At 63.0% G+C, this 15,859-nt stretch carries 15 protein-coding genes and 1 pseudogene; 7 read left to right on the plus strand and 9 right to left on the minus strand.

Annotation, left to right across the window (positions count from 1 at the left end; translation table 11 throughout):
• Positions 1-112: 112 nt before the first annotated feature.
• The 4 genes from PWP93_RS22315 (at position 113) to PWP93_RS22330 (ending at position 3,431) form a co-directional block, all read left to right on the plus strand.
• Complete coding sequence (locus tag PWP93_RS22315) at positions 113-1,018, plus strand: LysR family transcriptional regulator (protein ID WP_421045980.1); 906 nt, start codon at positions 113-115, stop codon at positions 1,016-1,018.
• An 81-nt stretch (positions 1,019-1,099) separates the two neighbouring features.
• Positions 1,100-1,804 carry an SDR family oxidoreductase gene (locus PWP93_RS22320; protein ID WP_421045981.1) on the plus strand — a complete coding sequence of 235 codons (705 nt, stop codon included), beginning with the start codon at positions 1,100-1,102 and terminating at the stop codon, positions 1,802-1,804.
• A gap of 185 nt (positions 1,805-1,989) precedes the next feature.
• Positions 1,990-2,634, plus strand: coding sequence for a DUF1326 domain-containing protein (locus PWP93_RS22325; protein WP_421025335.1), 645 nt, complete (start codon positions 1,990-1,992; stop codon positions 2,632-2,634).
• On the plus strand, positions 2,631-3,431 hold the full coding sequence (locus PWP93_RS22330) for a DUF2182 domain-containing protein (protein ID WP_421045982.1): 801 nt from the start codon (positions 2,631-2,633) through the stop codon (positions 3,429-3,431). The genes PWP93_RS22325 and PWP93_RS22330 overlap by 4 nt, the downstream gene beginning before the upstream one ends.
• Positions 3,432-3,449: 18 nt before the next feature.
• Here the strand turns inward: PWP93_RS22330 and PWP93_RS22335 are convergent, their stop codons facing one another.
• Positions 3,450-3,860 (minus strand): response regulator, encoded by a 411-nt coding sequence (locus tag PWP93_RS22335; protein WP_421045983.1) that lies wholly within the window; start codon positions 3,858-3,860, stop codon positions 3,450-3,452.
• A gap of 143 nt (positions 3,861-4,003) precedes the next feature.
• The gene (locus PWP93_RS22340) at positions 4,004-4,651 is read right to left on the minus strand and encodes a response regulator (RefSeq protein ID WP_421025338.1); all 648 of its coding nucleotides are present in this window, start codon (positions 4,649-4,651) and stop codon (positions 4,004-4,006) included.
• Between the two features lie 179 nt (positions 4,652-4,830).
• Here PWP93_RS22340 and PWP93_RS22345 point away from each other — a divergent pair, with 179 nt between their 5' ends.
• Positions 4,831-6,435, plus strand: coding sequence for a sensor histidine kinase (locus PWP93_RS22345; RefSeq protein WP_421045984.1), 1,605 nt, complete (start codon positions 4,831-4,833; stop codon positions 6,433-6,435).
• On the opposite strand, the gene flhC is transcribed toward PWP93_RS22345, so the two are convergent.
• The 3 genes from flhC to PWP93_RS22360 form a co-directional block, all read right to left on the minus strand.
• On the minus strand, positions 6,392-6,964 hold the full coding sequence (gene flhC, locus PWP93_RS22350) for a flagellar transcriptional regulator FlhC (RefSeq protein ID WP_421025340.1): 573 nt from the start codon (positions 6,962-6,964) through the stop codon (positions 6,392-6,394). The genes PWP93_RS22345 and flhC overlap by 44 nt on opposite strands.
• Positions 6,965-6,981: 17 nt before the next feature.
• A complete protein-coding gene (flhD, locus tag PWP93_RS22355) occupies positions 6,982-7,314 on the minus strand; it encodes a flagellar transcriptional regulator FlhD (RefSeq protein WP_421046160.1) in 333 nt (110 codons plus the stop codon).
• Positions 7,315-7,495: 181 nt separating this feature from the next.
• A complete protein-coding gene (locus tag PWP93_RS22360) occupies positions 7,496-9,433 on the minus strand; it encodes an SMP-30/gluconolactonase/LRE family protein (protein WP_421045985.1) in 1,938 nt (645 codons plus the stop codon).
• Positions 9,434-9,897: 464 nt separating this feature from the next.
• Between PWP93_RS22360 and PWP93_RS22365 the strand changes: the two genes are divergently transcribed.
• Positions 9,898-10,137, plus strand: a complete 240-nt coding sequence (locus PWP93_RS22365; protein ID WP_421045986.1) for a hypothetical protein — start codon at positions 9,898-9,900, stop codon at positions 10,135-10,137.
• Positions 10,138-10,225: 88 nt separating this feature from the next.
• Here the strand turns inward: PWP93_RS22365 and PWP93_RS22370 are convergent.
• From PWP93_RS22370 to PWP93_RS22380, 3 genes and pseudogenes are all read right to left on the minus strand, one after another.
• A pseudogene (locus PWP93_RS22370) lies at positions 10,226-11,510 on the minus strand (SUMF1/EgtB/PvdO family nonheme iron enzyme); the annotation flags it as partial.
• A 159-nt stretch (positions 11,511-11,669) separates the two neighbouring features.
• On the minus strand, positions 11,670-12,425 hold the full coding sequence (locus tag PWP93_RS22375; RefSeq protein WP_421025343.1) for a helix-turn-helix domain-containing protein: 756 nt from the start codon (positions 12,423-12,425) through the stop codon (positions 11,670-11,672).
• 224 nt (positions 12,426-12,649) lie between these two features.
• The gene (locus PWP93_RS22380) at positions 12,650-13,120 is read right to left on the minus strand and encodes a universal stress protein (protein ID WP_421045987.1); all 471 of its coding nucleotides are present in this window, start codon (positions 13,118-13,120) and stop codon (positions 12,650-12,652) included.
• Between the two features lie 357 nt (positions 13,121-13,477).
• Here PWP93_RS22380 and PWP93_RS22385 point away from each other — a divergent pair, with 357 nt between their 5' ends.
• A complete protein-coding gene (locus PWP93_RS22385; protein ID WP_421046161.1) occupies positions 13,478-15,022 on the plus strand; it encodes an MFS transporter in 1,545 nt (514 codons plus the stop codon).
• Positions 15,023-15,154: 132 nt separating this feature from the next.
• Here PWP93_RS22385 and PWP93_RS22390 read toward each other — a convergent pair whose 3' ends face one another.
• The gene (locus PWP93_RS22390; RefSeq protein ID WP_421045988.1) at positions 15,155-15,745 is read right to left on the minus strand and encodes an acyl-homoserine-lactone synthase; all 591 of its coding nucleotides are present in this window, start codon (positions 15,743-15,745) and stop codon (positions 15,155-15,157) included.
• Positions 15,746-15,859 lie beyond the last annotated feature (114 nt).

Below are 15,859 nucleotides of genomic sequence, written 5' to 3' on the forward strand. Positions count from 1 at the left end.
TGCAGGCAATGGAGCCAGTCTAGGAAGTTCAAAAATTCGCAACAATTTCAATATTTGCAGTTAGCATTGCCGAAATGGCAACGCGCTCGATGCGCATTGAACGGATCAGCCCATGCTTCATGGAATTGCTTTGCGCTACTTCGTCGAGGTCGCGCGCACGGGGTCGCTGGCGGCGGCGTCGGAAAACCTGCACGTTGCCGTCTCGGCCATCAGCCGGCAGATCAGCAAGCTTGAGGAGGACGTGGGCACGGCGCTGTTCGAGCGCATGCCGCGCGGCATGGTGCTGACCGAGTCAGGCGAGCGGCTGGCCGGGCACGCGCGGCGCGCGCTGCTCGAAGGCGACGCGGTGCTCGCCGAGATCGCCACGGCGCAAGTGCTAGGGAGCGGCATCGTGCGCATCGGCTGCACGGAGGGGTTCACGCGCTCGTTCCTGCCGCATGTGCTGGCCGAGCATCATGCCGTTGCGCCGCAGGTGCATTTCCATATGCGCTCGGGCACCCCTTCGCAGGTCGAGCAGTGGGTGGCCACCGGCGAAGTCGATCTGGGGCTGTCGTTTTCGAGCGGAGACCCCGCGAAGGTCCATGTGGAATACAGCGCCGAGTCGCCAGTTTGCGCGCTGGTCGCGCCGGGGCATCCGCTGGCGCGCCACGCGTCGATCACGCTTGCGGATCTGCGCGACTATCCGATCGCGCTGCTCGCGCGCGGCAATACCGCTCGCCAGTTGTTCGACGAGTGCTGTGCGCGCCATGGCATTACGCTCGAACCCATCCTCACGAGCAACAGTTCGAGCGCCTTGCATGCATTTGCTTCGCTGGCCGGCGCGATCACGCTGGGCAGCAAGCTCTCGCTCGCGGGGCTCGGCAGCGATCTCTCGCTGATCGCAAAGCGCTTCGACGAACCGCTGCTCAATCAGCGCAATCTCTGCGTGACGACGATGCGCGAACGGCGGCTTTCCCGGCCGATCGAGGGGGTGCTGAAGGCGTTGATCGCGGAGATCGAAAGCGCGTCATTGGCGTGACCAGATTTTGGGTTCTTTTCGGTACGCAGCGCATTGTGTGCGCATATTCTGGGCGTGGTCCAACATTCGGAGATCAACACCATGACAGTAGAAAAAGTGGCAGTGGTTACCGCGGGCGGCAGTGGCATGGGCGCGGCCGCCGCGCGGCGCCTGGCTGCCGACGGCTTCAAGATTGCGATTCTTTCGTCCTCGGGCAAGGGCGAGGCGCTGGCGGCGGAACTCGGCGGCGTGGGCGTGACGGGCTCGAATCAGTCGAACGACGACCTTCGCAAGCTCGTCGACCTGACCGTGTCGCGCTGGGGCCGCGTCGACGTGCTGGTGAACAGCGCGGGCCATGGTCCGCGCGGCCCGCTTCTCGATATCTCCGACGAAGACTGGCATCGCGGCATGGACACCTACCTGATGAACGTGATTCGGCCGACGCGGCTCGTTGCGCCCGTCATGCAGAAGCAGCACGGCGGCGTCGTGATCAATATCTCCACCGCCTGGGCCTTCGAGCCGAGCGAGATGTTTCCCACCTCGACTGTGTTCCGCGCCGGCCTGGCGTCGTACACAAAGCTTTTCGCGGACACGCAGGCCAAGTACAACATTCGCATGAATAATGTGCTGCCGGGCTGGATCGACAGCCTGCCCGCGCAGGAAGCGCGCCGCGAAACCGTGCCGCTGCAGCGCTATGGAACGAGCGAGGAAATCGCTGCCACTGTTGCGTTCCTGGCCTCCGATGGCGCGGCCTACATTACCGGCCAGAATATCCGCGTCGATGGCGGCGTGACCAAATCGGTTTGAAAACGTCGGTTTGAAAACGTCGGTCTGAACCCGTCGGTTTGAACTCGTGGCGCGTGGAAAATAACCGCGCGCCACGGCTTTGACTTTGCCTGGCGCGTCCACTAGATTCAAATCACGCAGCCCGGCGTGCCACGGTTTTCATCAAGCAAATCAAAGGGCAAGGCGCCGATGACAGGAGAACGACCGTGATTTCCTGGGAAATCCAGGGCACCGAGTTGATCAGTTGCAATTGCTCATATGGTTGCCCTTGCCAGTTCAATGCGCTGCCGACTCGTGGCTGGTGCGAGGCCATGGGAGCGATATCCATCGCCCAGGGCTTCTACGGCGACGTGCGGCTCGACGGCATCAATATCGCAGTGGTATTTCAATGGCCCGGAGCGGTTCACGAAGGCAGGGGAAAGTGCCAGCCGATCGTCGACGAGCGGGCCAGCCCTGAACAACGCGACGCTATCCTGAAGATCATGACCGGACAGGATACCGAACCATTCGCCACGATGTTCGCAGTCTACTCATCCACGATCGAGCAGGCGTTCGAGCCGATCTTCACGAAGATCGATTTCGAAGCCGATGTCGATGCGAGGCGCGGCCGGGTTCATGTCGAAGGTGTCTTCGACGTCGTCGGCGAGCCGATTCGCAATCCGGCGACGGGCGCCGAGCATCGCGTGCGCATCGACCTGCCGAACGGTTTCGAATACGAGCTTGCCGAAATCGGCTCCGGCTCGGGCAGCTCGCAAGGCAACATCGCGCTGCAACTGGACGGCACCTATGCGCAGTTCGCGCGCCTGCATCTGAACAACCAGGGGCCGATCCGGCATCGCGCCGCGGTATGAACACGGTCGTTCGCTGGCGTGGTCATGCGCTGACGGCGCCCGGCATTGCTGGCTGTGCCGGCGTTGCCGGCGTGGTGGCGGCGTCGTGGTATTACGTGTGGACCGGGGCGGGAACCGGCATGTCGGCGCTGGCCATGACAGCGGCGGCGCTGTTCCCGCATCGGCTCGCCAGCGGCGGCGGCATGGCCATGTCGCTGCCCGCCGTGATCGTCATGTGGTGGATCATGATGATCGCGATGATGACGCCCAGCGCGTTGCCGCTGATCCTGCTGTATCGCCGTGTCATCCGGCATCGCGGCGCATCGGAATCGTATGCCGCAGTGCTTTCGCTAGGGCTTCTGGCCGGCTATCTCTGCGCGTGGCTCGCGTTTTCGATTGGCGCGTCGTGGTTGCAGATGACCCTGCAACCACGCGGTCTCATTTCGGCAATGATGCTGTGGTCGAAGAGCGCGGCGCTTTCCGCGATCATTCTCGCGGCGGCCGGCATCTATCAGTTCACGCCGCTCAAGCGCGCTTGTCTCCAGCAGTGCCGCTCGCCGGTCAATTTCCTGATCGGGCATGGGCGCTCCGGTGTCGCGGGTGGTTTCCTGCTCGGCGTGCGGCACGGCATGTACTGCGTCGGCTGCTGCTGGCTGCTGATGGCGCTGCTATTCGTCGGCGGTGTCATGAACGTGCTGTGGATCGCGGCGCTTTCGCTGATCGTTTTCGTGGAAAAGATCCTGCCCGGCGGCGAGCGCATCGGTCACGCGCTGGGCGTGGTATTGATCGTGTGGGCGGGCGCGACGCTGCTCGTGTAAGCGATGCGCGGAGCGAGGCTACAGCACCGCACGCCGGCGGTGCGCCTCGGCCAGGCGCTCGATGGCCCTGCGGGCCTTGTCGATCTCCTGGGTTTTGTCGAAGAAGTAATGTGCGCCCGCCGCCTGGCAGGCTTCGCGAAAGGGCTGGCTCGACTGATTGGTCAGCACCATCGTGACGACCGGCGGTCCGCGGCGGGAGAGTGCCGATATCAATTCGAGCCCGCTTGCGCCGGGCAAGCGCAAGTCGGTAATCACGACAGCGGGGCGGCACGCGGCGATGCACCTTAGTGCAGTCTGGATGTCCTCCGCTTCGCCGACCACGCGGACGCCGTCGACCATATGGAGCAGTGCCGCGATCCGGCGCCGCAACGATGCCGAGTCTTCGACGAGGAAGACGGTCAATTCAGTCAATTTGGCGTTCGCGTCCATGTGCCGAAGTATCGGGCCCGCCATCGCGCAAGGGAATCGGCGACGGTTGAACTTCGGGTAGGCGAAACGGAAGCCGTGTAGGCGGATTCCTACCCAATCTGCATGGAGGCGCGCCAGACCGGGGCGCGCCAGACCGGGTCGCGCTAGACCTCGTCGTTATCTTCGAAGAGCTTGTGGCGCATCGCATAGCGCACGAGCGCGGCCTCGTGCGGCACACGCATTTTTTCTAGGATGCGCGTCTTGTAAGTGCTGACCGTTTTCGCACTCACGCAGAGCGCCTGGGCGATTTCGGTGATGGTCTCGCCGGCGGCCAGGCGCCGGAACACGTCGAACTCGCGGTCGGAGAGACGCTGGTGAGGCAGTGCGTCGGCCGGTTCGTTCAGGCTCTGCGCGAACTGCTCGGCCATTGCCAGGCTCACGTACACGCCGCCCGCCGCCACCTTGGTGACGGCCGAGACCAGTTCCGCGCCAGCGCTTTCCTTGGTCAGGTAGCCGGATGCGCCGGCCTTGAACGCCCGCACTGCGTATTGCTGCTCGGCGTGCATGGTCAGCACGAGGATGCGAAGTTCGGGCTTTTCCTCCTTGATCTGCTTGATCAACTCAACGCCGTTGCGTCCCGGCATCGACAGATCGAGCAGCAGCACGCGCGCCGGCGTCGAGCGGATCAGCGCGATCGTGCTCGCGCCGTCGCGCGCCTCGCCGACCACGTCGAATCCGCTGGCGTTCTGCAGGATATGGCGTAGACCGTCACGCACGAGCGCGTGGTCGTCGGCGATCAAAACTTGGATCATGAGTGAGTGTCCTCCAGCTGTGCCGCTGGTCGCGGGAAAGTCATGCGATGGCTACGGCGAGTCGCTGTGGGTCATCCCGCTGCGGGTAATCCTGTTGCCAGGAGCCAGTATGCAATAGTTGCCTTCGACATGCATCCTCTGCTCAAATGCCTTTTCCCGATTCTTTTCCAGGCAGGCGCATGGGTCGCGATCGAGACGACGGCAACCAGATGTTTCTTTCGACCTTGCCCGCGGGGCGCAGCGAGCGGCGGCTCGCGCTCACGGTCATTCTCGCGAGTTGCGCGCTATTCGCGGTATTTGCGCCGTTTGCGAAGCGTCCGCTGCCGGTGGTGGGGGCATTCATCCCGATCTACGAATCGGCGCTGGTGATGAACGACCTGATTACGGCCATGCTGCTGTTCGGCCAGTTCAGTTCGCTGCGCTCGCGTGCGCTGCTCGCGCTCGGCAGCGGCTATCTCTTCACCGCCGGCATGACCATTGTGCATGGCCTCACGTTCCCGGGCCTGTTCGCGCCCGCCGGCTTGCTAGGCGCCGGCTCGCAGAGCACCGCGTGGATCTATATGTTCTGGCACGCCGGTTTTCCCTGCTTCGTCACGGCCTATGTGCTGCTCGGCAAGGCAGCTCACGGTGAACGTCGCGCCATGCCGCGGCGTTCCGCGCGCGCATCGATCGCATGGTGCGTGCTGGCTGCGGCGGCGCTCGTCTGCGTCCTGACCGCCTTCGCCACGATGGGCAAGGCGCTGCTGCCCGATCTGCTCGTGAACGGGCGCTTTACCTGGGCGTACCGCTGGGTGATCGGCGCGGTGTGGCTGGCGAGCCCGTTCGCGCTCGCCATGCTGTGGCGGCACGGCAAGCGCACGGCGCTCGACATGTGGCTGATGGTCGTGATGGTGGCGTGGATGATCGACATCGCGCTCGCCGCGATGCTCAACCATGGCCGCTTCGATCTCGGGTTTTATGCGGGGCGGATATATGGCCTGCTGGCGGCGAGCTTCGTGCTGATCGTGCTGCTGGTCGAGAGCGGCACGCTCTATGCGCGGCTCGTCGCGCTCACGCGCCGCGACATGCGCCGGGACATGCGCGAGCGCATGCGCGTGAAGGAACTCGAGCATCTGGGGCATCTCTCGGCGGGCATCCAGGCGGCGCGCGAGGAGGAGCAAAAGCGCATCGCGCGCGAGCTGCACGACGATCTCGGTCAGCGGCTGACCGCGCTGAAGATCGACCTGACGATGCTCGAAAGCGATCTCGACGACCGCACGATGGCGCCCGCGCTGCCCGGCCGGGCGCGCTCGATGATGACGCTGATCGACGAAACCGTGAGATCGGTGCGCCATATCGCGGCGGGGCTGCGCCCGACCGTGCTCGACGACCTCGGGCTTGTGCCGGCGCTCGAATGGCTCGCCGGCGATTTCGAAAGCCGCAATGGGATCGTGGTGGATCTGCTCATCGACATCGACGATCTGAATATCGATTCGGCGGCGGCCACGGCGGTGTACCGGATCGTCCAGGAGGCGCTCACGAACATTGCCAAGCATTCGGAAGCCACCGAAGTGCAGGTCGAGGTCGTGCTTGACGGCGATGCGTGCCGGGTCGGGGTGGCCGACAACGGGCGCGGTTCGGCGGTTAGCGCGATGCACAAGGAGCAGTCGTTCGGTTTGCTCGGCATTCGCGAGCGGGTCCGGCAATTGAACGGCGCGGTGTCGGTCGATACGGCGCCGGGTGAGGGATTCCGCTTGTTGGTCAGCCTGCCGGCGAGCGCTCTGAATCGAGAGGAACCGGTGTAGGGAGGGGCCGCTTGGCCTTCGCGGGCTTGCCCGCGCGTGAAGGCGGCTGGCAAATTGCACAGACCTTGCCCTCCGGTGCATCGTATTTGTGGATCACGAACTTGCCCGCGCAGCGGCGGCATGAAGTTAACTGCAGGATTCCGCCGTTGAAGAAGCGCACCAGCGTCCAGGCGCGGGTCAGATCAAGCTGCATCTCGAGACTGTTGTGCATGCAGTGTTCCCGATACAGGCGAAATCCCTTGGTGAGTGCGTCGAGATGCGAGCAGCCCGCCGAGTCCTTGAGGAACACATACGTGTTGTAGAACAGCGAGGCGTGGATGTTGGCCTGCCACGTCATGTACCAGTCGGCGGAAGACGGCAGCATGCCTTTTGGCGGCGACTCCCCTTTGATCTCGTGGTAGAGCCGGATCAACCGGTCGCGCGGCAGTGCCAGCTCGCTTTCGAGCACCTGCATCCGTGCGCCGAGTTCGATCAATGCGCTTGCGCGCACCACTTCCCTTGCGTCTTCGATAATGCTGATCCTGGCCATGGCTCGCCTCAGTCCGGTCACGCGAATTGTTCGGCGGGCTGGCCCGCGAGCAGCACGGCTGCATGTGTGTGAGCAATATCGATGTGCTTGTTGGCGTCCTTTCCGGGCGTCGCCAGCACGGACAGCATTTGATGGTCGTTGATCCGGAAGAAGCACAGCAACTGATTGCAGGCCGAGAGCTTGACGATTTGCGCCAGCGTCAGCCCGGCCAGCAGGTCGGCCACCTGCTCGGACAGGCCGAGCCGGAACATGCCCGCCGGGCGGTCGTCGTGCAGCAGGCGCTGCGCAAGCGCGAGGTAGGACAGATTGAGTTCCTGAATGGACTGCAGAGTGTCGGCGCTATTCATGATGTTCCCCCGCTCAAGGGCCACTTCGATGTTTCCCGGCGACCGGCTGGCGCTGGCGCGATCGTGTGTCGCTCGGGTGACGGAAGTATTGCTTTGGCGGGGGGTAAATGAAATCAGCGGCCAGCGAACTTGATGTAGTCGCAACAGTAGGACTGTCAGCGTTTTCCTACATAGCGAGACGAATTCAGGGCGTCCAGCGATACACCGTGATGCTGTTGCCCTTGACGTTGTTCTTCGTGACGACGTACTCGCCGGTCGAGCGAAGGTAGGCCCGGATGCCGTACATCGAATCGATGGCGCTGCTGGCGTCCACGGTCGTGGGACGGGGGTTGACCAGCGTGGCGTCGAGCTTGCCGGTCGTCAGGCTGAAGGCGTCGATGTTCGGCCTGGCCGGCCCGCTGATGCTGCTGAACCAATAGCCGACGAACAGATAGTTGCCGGCCGCATCGATCGCCTTGGCGCCGGTGCTGGGCAGCTCGATCACTGGATTGGGCACGGTGGTGTTGCCCGCGAGCCAGCCGTGATACACCTCGATGCGCGTGCCGATCGCCGTCCAGTCGGTGCTGCCGATGATGCCCTGGGCGAGGATCATGGTGTCGCTGTCGGCGAGGTAGACGATGCGCGTGAGCGGCTCGACGCTGGCGGGAATGCGAAAGGGGACGCCGGCTCGCCAACTGGGCTTTCCGCTGGCGTCGAAGCCGGCGAGCGGATAGTGGTAGATATTGCCGGTCTTGTCCAGGCCGGCCCACACGCCGCCTTTGCTGTCGAGGCTGAAGCCGTGGGTGACCCGCAGGCTGGTCTGGAACATCGGGCCGGGAATCGATGCATCGGGAATGGCGATATAGCCGTTCGCCGCGTTGAAGTGGAAAAAGTAGAAAATCGGCGGATTCTGGCCGGACGCCACGAGAATCCGGTTCGCACCGACGGCGACGAGCTGCCCGAAATGCTCGTCGCGCTGGGTGTCGTTGACGTTGATGCGCGGATCCGACGGATACGCAACGGGATCGACCGTGTTCGCGACGAAGGTGCCTCCCGCGCTGCCCGAATAAATGTTGGTGCCGCCATAGAACAGGGCGCCGTCCGTGGCCGGGTCCGAGGCCGCGACGCCCTCGAAGTTCAGCGACTGGAGCGTCCAGCGCAGGGCGCCGGCCGGGTCATACGCATGAACGTCGGTGCCGCCGTCGCGGCCCAGATCCCAACTGCCGCCCCACGGGTTGTTGAGCACATAGAGGTTGCCCGCAGTGTCCTTGCCGATGCCTGCAACGCGGGTGAAGCGCTGCGCGCCGACTTGGCCCTTGATGCCCTTCGTGGTGTCGAGATAGCCGCCCCGCACGCCGAAAGTGCCCGCCAGCGTGGGCGTGCGCGAAAGGGTGTAGCGCTTGATGTTCATATCGGGGCCTTCGTCCCCGACCATGAGTTGCCCCAACGACGCATCGAAATAGAGTGCCGACGGCCGCGAACCGCTCGGCAACCGGATGGTGTTCAGCAGCGCGCCGGATGGGCTGAAGCCGACGACCGTGCCTTCGCTTTTCTGTGCGACCCAGACATTGCCGGCGCGATCGAGCGCGAGCGCGCCTGGACTTTGGACCGAGATGTCCCGCTGCCAGACCCCGTTGGTGGTGAAGACCCGCACGCGATTGCCATAGAAGTCGCTTGCATAGAGGAGCGAGCCCGCCGTGGCGAGCCCGGTGACTACATCGACCCGGGGCTGGTTGTTCGCTGCGCTGACCTGAATGAGCAGGTCGCGCGTCTTGGTGGCGCGGTTGTATCGTCCGACCGCGGCGCTTCCGTACGACTTGCTGCATTGCAGCGCCGCGAAGATCGAAGTGGCGTTGCCCGTGATCGCGCTGCCCTGGAATTCGCCATGCGAGCCGATCGAGCCGAAGCTCTTGCCATTCTGATAGATCGCCACGCCGCCCTCGTACTCGTCCCACATGGACGACGTATAGATGACACCTTCGGGCGCAACCCACATGGAACGCGCGGTGTTACCCACATGGGCGGCGAGGGTGCCATAGGTATTGGCAATCCAGTCAATGGTGTTTTGCGCCTGGGCGGAAGGCGCGACGGCCGCGATCGTAGCGACGAAGAGCGCAGCATGAATGCGTGTTCTTTCGAGCATGAGCATGCTCTCCTGAATAGGGCAGCCCTTGGCTATGCGCTGGAGCTTCGCACGGGCACGGTGACGCAGTTATGAACATAGGCAGCCCATTACGTCTTTACAAGCCACGCAATTTTTTTATGCCGCCTGGATTCGAATAAAAATAAGGATGACGAATAATTAGGCTTGCAATGAAATGAAGAGGAAATCTTCGCGCGTGCCGTACTTCTCCGTCCAAATGTCATATTGTGAAACGATGTCGCGTATTCCAGAAAAATCTGCGGCGATGCAATATGTGTGCATTGCATATGGGCGAATGTGATTTCACATTGTAATATATTTTTCCTATCTCGTTGAAATTAATGAATTTTATTTCTACTAATTTCTGTCGGATATGGAGCCTCGAGCGATGTTTATCCCGATACGCTTTATCCATGGCGAACGTTCGCGCGTTCCGGAATTTTCTAAACCTGTGGAGAGACGAGATGTTGCATGTTTATATAGAACCCGTGCCGAAGGGCCAGTGGGGCCCCATCGATGGATACCGCATTGAAACCCAGGATGGGACGAAGCTCTCGGGGGAACTGCTCCGTTCCGAGAGACTGGCGGTGAGCGAAGCAAGGCTGCATGGCTACGTGCCGCTGCTTGCCACGGTGCGCATACCTGACAAGGCCGTTGCGGAGCACTGGAAACCCGCCGCCGATAAAACATTCGTATCGGTTTGATCTTCGATGCGGACACGACTTACTCGCGCGCACTGCCCGCCCGCATGGGCGCGAAGTGCGCGTTTCGCGTCAGCCTATGTTTTCATGGCTACACGTTGCGTGCACAACGAAATCCCGCATAAACATACTGATAGTGCGGCTGAAACCAGTTGCGGAACGTAGGGCGCATCATGCAGCCCGCGGTGCGCGCGGAACCGCCTTTCATCGAATAATGCTGGCCGTCGAAGAAATTCGCCGAATAGCCTTCGTAGAACGGAAACGCCTCGAATCCGGGCAGCGGGCCGAATGGCGTCGAGGTCCATTCCCAGCCGTTGCCGTATAGCCCTTCCACGCCCCATGTGCTCGCGCTGTCCGGTGTCGCGTCCACGGCGACAGGGTTCCAGTTCCGGAAGTCGAAGTTGTCGGTGGCGCCTGGCAATGCGCCGTGCGCCGCGCGCTGCCATTCGGCCTCGGTCGGCAACCGGGCGCCGCGCCAGCGCGCGAACGCGCTGGCTTCCGCGTGGCTCACATAGACCGGCCATGCACGCGGCAGCGCAACATCCTCGAACATCGTGCGCAGGCGCCAGCCGTCGTCGGTGCGCACCCAGAAGACCGGGTGTTCGATGCCTTCGACTTCCCTCCACGCCCAATCGGCGTCGTTCCACAACGCCTTGTGCCGATAGCCGCCATCGGCGATGAATTCGAGCCACGCGCCGTGGGTTACCATGTAGCGATCGATCTCGAACGCAGCCACCTCCACCTGCTCCTCGCCGAACTCGTTGTCCCAGCCGAAGACACCGCGCTCATGCGTCATGCCGAGCTCGATGCGGCCCGCCGGCACGCGCACCATCGACGGCGTCGCAACGTAGAGGTGATCGGCGATTTCGCGTGCCGAGGCGGGGGCGACCTTCTGCGCGAACGGCAATTGGTGAAGCATGTAGGAGAGGGTTTCGACGTGCATCAGGCGATGCTCGATGGCCACATTCAGCAATTGAGCGCCGATATCGTGCTGGGACACAGCGGGCGGCAAGTCGAGCGTGGCGAGCTGCGCATCGATGCGCGCGCGAGCGTCGCGAGCATAGTCGCGCACTTCGGCAAGGCTGGGCCAATCGGCGGGGGTGTCGGTGGGCAGCGCGCCGTCGACGGGGTCGATGCCGAACGCGAATAACTGGTCCAGGCGCGGATCGGCGGACGGCAGGTCGAACAGGCGTTTGTCGAACAGATTACGGTCGAACGCCTCGAGATGGCCGATGTAAAACACGATGCGGTGGCGCTCGCGGATCGGGCGTTCGTAGAGGAATTCGGGCTTGACGACGGCAAAGAGCGCGTCGCTGGCGGCGCGCGCTTGGGCGAGCCGTGCGGCGAGTGTGGGCGGGGACGGGAGCTGCATTGCGGCGAGTCTCCTGACTGGGGCGGTGAACGAACTTTACCGCTGCGCAGGAGCCGTGCCAACGCTGTTACACGCGCCCGGGCGGGGCGCGTAAATGGGAGATTCTGGAGACGTAAACGGCCGCACGCCGCCAACCGGGGCGGCGCGCTTGAGGGACCTTCGTTTACAGATGGCGCAGGCCTTCGATGTCGATGATGCGGATGAGCTTGCCCTGCGTGTCGATCAGGCCGCGCTTTTGAAATCTTGACAGGGTTCGGCTGACCGTTTCGAGCGTCATGCCGAGATAGCTGCCCATGTCTTCCCGCGTCATGCGCAGGTTGAATTCCGCGTGCGAGTAGCCGCGCTGGCCGTTGCGCTCTGAGACGTCGAGCAGGAAGGCTGCCACGCGTTCGTCGGCGGAAAGCGAGCCCAGCACCATCATCTGCGACGATTCACGAATGAGTTGCTCGCTCATGAGCCGGTGCAGGCGGTCCTGCATGGCGCCGGTTTCGCGGCACAGGTGCTTGAGCGCCGAATAGGGGATGATGCACACCGAACTGTCTTCGAGCGCCACGGCACTGCAAGTGTGGAAATCGGTGCTGATGCCGTCGATGCCTAGCGGGTCGCCGGCCAGGCGCAGGCCCGTGACCTGCTCGCGGCCGTCGCGGTGTGCCATGACGGTTTTCAGCGATCCGGAGCGAACCGCATAGAGTGTGTCGAACGGGTCGCCGGCGCGATAGAGCGCTTCGCCGCGCCGTACACTGCGCGCATTGCAGATGAGCGCTTCGAGCTTCGGCAGATCATCGGCGGCTAGCCCTTGAGGCATACACAGATGACGCATGGCACAGCTCGAGCAACGCGCGGAAGTGCGCGGGCTCGTTGGGGAATTACGGCTGGCACGGCGCACAGTGGTGTGCGATACGACGGTAGGGGTCAGCATTGGCTTGCTCCTGTAATCGATTTTTGGAGCATTGTCACACCGCGCTTAAATCTTAAAATGGCGGCAAAACGCCGCGCATATGAGATAGATCCGCTTGCGCCTTGTCAGAAGCCGGTTTCGCGGCAAGTGATCGGGCTCAAGCGGATTCAAAAAGGTGGGAATTCGAGCGTTATCTTTTAATTTGTGGCCATTCGGCGCTTCCTATCCGGATGGCTATCCAGTGGCTATTCGGTATCCGTCGCGGATACACCTGCGGCCGAAGGAATCAACAGGACCGGCAGGGTCGATTGGCGCACGCAGCGCTCGGCCACGCTGCCGAGAATCAGCCGCTGAAAACCGCGCCGCCCATGCGTGCCCATCACGATCAGGTCGGCGCCGTTCGCCTTCGCCGCGTTGAGCACGAGCGTGGGCACGTCGTCGAGCGAGGATGCCTCGCCGGTCAGCATCTCGCCCTGCACGTCGCGCTCGCGCAGCACCTTGTTCATGTGGTCCGCGAGTTCCTTGCCCTGAGCGATCATTTGATTGCGCAGGATGGACGGATCGTAGCCCGGCGCATCGAAATACATCGGCGTGTTTTCGATCACGTAGAACGGTTGCAGCGTCGACCCCATAGCCTTCGCCAGTTCGAGCGCGGCGTCGAATGCGCGGCGCGACGTTTCGCTGCCGTCGACCGCTACCAGAATGCGTTGATACATGGAGCCTCCGCTAGAGTGGGACTGCACGGATTCGGGGCATGCCCGCCCGTGATCTTGTGCTGTGTCTCGTTAACTCTAAAAAGCTTAAATGATTGCTCAGAAAATTGCAGTGCCGCAGTATGAAAAATGGAATGTGCCAGAAGGAATATCAAAAAAAACGCGTCGGAGTGTGGCGGGTTGTCCGTCTTGGGTCGCTTCGGCGCTGTCAGTAGGTAGGACGGTGCTCTGCCATCTGCCCGGTTGCGCATGTCCTGCCAGCCCGTTATCTTTGCCTCTCTTTCGCACCGGCGCGCCGCAGCATTCCAATCAGTGACTTCCACACACACCCCTTTTCCGTTTCGCGACGCGCTATTGGCCATGCTCGGCATCGGCCTCGTGAACATGCTGGTCGCGCTCGATCAAACCGTTGTCAGTACAGCATTGCCGTCGATCATCGCCGAATTGCACGGCTTCGAGTATTACGCGTGGATCGCGAGCGCCTATTTGCTGGCGTCGGTCGTGACCGTGCCGGTGTTCGGGCGTCTGGGCGACTACTTCCGGCGCAAGCGTTTCGTGATTGCCGCCGCGATCGTGTTTTCCGTCGCCTCGGCGCTGTGCGGGCTCGCCACCGACATGCGATTTCTGGCAGCGGCGCGCGCGTTGCAAGGGGTGGGCGGGGGGATGATGGTAGGCACCGCGTTCGCCTCGATTCCTGATCTCTTTCCCGACCCGCGTGCGCGGGTGCGCTGGCAGGTGGTCATGGCGGCGGCTTACGGCATCGGCACGGCAGCGGGGCCTTCGTTGGGCGGCTGGCTCTCCGAGCATTTCGGGTGGCGCTCGACCTTCATGGTGAATCTGCCGGTCGGTGTACTGGCACTTTATTTCATTTGGGCGCATCTGCCCGCGTGCCGCCATGCGCGGACCGGCGAAGTCCGCATCGATTGGGCTGGTGCGGCGCTGGTCGCGCTTGTGCTGGTCGCGTTCCAGGCCGTCATCGAGGCCGTGCCGAAAGACGGCCCCACACCCACCCACCTCGCGCTGATCGCTGTCGTGGCGGTTGGGGCCGTGGCCCTGCTGGTTTGCGAGCGGCGCGCGACGCATCCGATCATTCCGCTCGATCTCTTCCGCGATCCGCAACTGGTCACGCTGTTTACTCTCTCGACGCTCTCGGGCTTCGTGATGTTCTCGCTGATCTTTTTCGCACCGTTGCTGCTGCACGGCGGGTTCGGTCTTTCGCCTCAGGAGGCCGGCCTGCTGGCGACGCCGATCGCGGCGTGCATTGCGCTCGGCAGTCTCGTCAACACGCGCATCGTGATCCATCTGAAGAAGCCGATTTTGAGCGTCGGTTTTGGGCTGCTCGTGTGTGCTTCGTCGGGGCTCGCATTCGCTACGCGCGCGACGCCGCATCCGTGGCTGGAGCTTTCGATGGCGGCGGTGGGCATCGGGCTCGGTTTCATCCTCAACAATCTCAATGTGTTCGCGCAGAAGATTGCCGGGCGCGAGTGCTTCGGCATCACGACGGCGTTGCTGCAATCCACGCGCATGGTGGGCGGCATGCTCGGCACGAGCATCGTGGCGACGATCGTGAACCATCGCTATGCGTCGGGCGTCGGCGACGCGCTCGCGGTACTGGGGGCGCCCGGCGCCGCGCGCTGGCAGCCGCAACTCGCGGATCCGCGTGTGCTGATCGACCCGGCGCTTCACCGCGCGCTGACGACCCACATGAAGGACGCTGGCCCTGACGGTGCCGCGCTCATCGAAGCTGTGCGGCACGTGCTGGTTGACGCCATTCATCTGGGCATCGGCCTGACCGGTTTCGCGGCGCTGGTGGCGGCGCTGTGCGTGCGCCGCATCGCGCATATTCGCTTTAGCCGCGTCGCCGCGGTAGCCGCTGCACCGGCATCGTTTCGGGTGAGCGAGTGACAGCGTCGCCGGACTGGACCTGACATTTGCTTGGGCGGCTCGCCCACTGCAGCGGCTTTTGGCCACCCTTCGCGTGATTCGTCAGACAAAATAAAAAATCGTCTGACTCGATGCCGTAAGCCGTGGCGGATCTCAGGCTGCGGCGGCCATCGGCCCGAAAAGGGCATTGCGGGTCTGCGCGCCCACGGCGATTTCCAGCGCGACAGCGTTTTCGACGCCAATGCGCACGGGCGCGCCGAGCCGCGCGACCTCGATGCCGGTGCGGCGCAGGAGCCGCTCGATCGGCGTGGTGGTGACGGTCACATAGCGCGAAATGCCCATGCGGTCGGCAAACGAGACCAGCGAATGGATCGCATGCATGGTGACGTCGGCAAAGCCAAACGCGTGGTCATTGCCCGACTCGATGGCAAACCGGCTGAGCTCCCAGATATGCCGGCCCGCCGGCGCCGCCTGGCCGTGCAGCAGCTGCGGGAACGTGTCGCGCAGCATGTTTGGCCCTTCGGTCGGCATCAGGCGCCAGCAGCCGCGCACCTTGCCGTCATTGTCCTGGATCAACATATAGTGGGGCCCGAGCGCGTCGTATCCGTCGATTTCCATTCCCGCGATGGTGGGAATATCCCAGCCCATGCGGTCGCGAAATACGCGCGCGCGCAGCCGGTACATCTCGTTGATATCTTTGTTGTCGAATTCTTGGCGTAGTCCGATCCGAATCGCAGCTTGCATGACAACTCTCCCGTTTGCGTGTGGGGGTAGCGGTATGGATCGAAGCTATGCGTTATGAATATAAAAAAACACCTATCAAGATAGGTAGGTGCGCGGGGAGGGTCAGTTCTGGAG

The organism is Paraburkholderia sp. A1RI-2L (assembly GCF_048957375.1).
Taxonomy (GTDB): Bacteria; Pseudomonadota; Gammaproteobacteria; order Burkholderiales; family Burkholderiaceae; genus Paraburkholderia.

Excerpts from the sequence above, each read along its gene's own strand:
- PWP93_RS22315 (WP_421045980.1), top strand. The coding sequence starts at position 113 with ATGCTTCATGGAATTGCTTTGCGCTACTTCGTCGAGGTCGCGCGCACG.
- PWP93_RS22320 (WP_421045981.1), top strand. The coding sequence starts at position 1,100 with ATGACAGTAGAAAAAGTGGCAGTGGTTACCGCGGGCGGCAGTGGCATG.
- PWP93_RS22330 (WP_421045982.1), top strand. The coding sequence starts at position 2,631 with ATGAACACGGTCGTTCGCTGGCGTGGTCATGCGCTGACGGCGCCCGGC.
- PWP93_RS22335 (WP_421045983.1), bottom strand. The coding sequence starts at position 3,860 with ATGGACGCGAACGCCAAATTGACTGAATTGACCGTCTTCCTCGTCGAA.
- PWP93_RS22340 (WP_421025338.1), bottom strand. The coding sequence starts at position 4,651 with ATGATCCAAGTTTTGATCGCCGACGACCACGCGCTCGTGCGTGACGGT.
- PWP93_RS22345 (WP_421045984.1), top strand. The coding sequence starts at position 4,831 with ATGGGTCGCGATCGAGACGACGGCAACCAGATGTTTCTTTCGACCTTG.
- flhC (WP_421025340.1), bottom strand. The coding sequence starts at position 6,964 with ATGGCCAGGATCAGCATTATCGAAGACGCAAGGGAAGTGGTGCGCGCA.
- PWP93_RS22360 (WP_421045985.1), bottom strand. The coding sequence starts at position 9,433 with ATGCTCGAAAGAACACGCATTCATGCTGCGCTCTTCGTCGCTACGATC.
- PWP93_RS22365 (WP_421045986.1), top strand. The coding sequence starts at position 9,898 with ATGTTGCATGTTTATATAGAACCCGTGCCGAAGGGCCAGTGGGGCCCC.
- PWP93_RS22375 (WP_421025343.1), bottom strand. The coding sequence starts at position 12,425 with ATGCTGACCCCTACCGTCGTATCGCACACCACTGTGCGCCGTGCCAGC.
- PWP93_RS22380 (WP_421045987.1), bottom strand. The coding sequence starts at position 13,120 with ATGTATCAACGCATTCTGGTAGCGGTCGACGGCAGCGAAACGTCGCGC.
- PWP93_RS22385 (WP_421046161.1), top strand. The coding sequence starts at position 13,478 with ATGCTCGGCATCGGCCTCGTGAACATGCTGGTCGCGCTCGATCAAACC.
- PWP93_RS22390 (WP_421045988.1), bottom strand. The coding sequence starts at position 15,745 with ATGCAAGCTGCGATTCGGATCGGACTACGCCAAGAATTCGACAACAAA.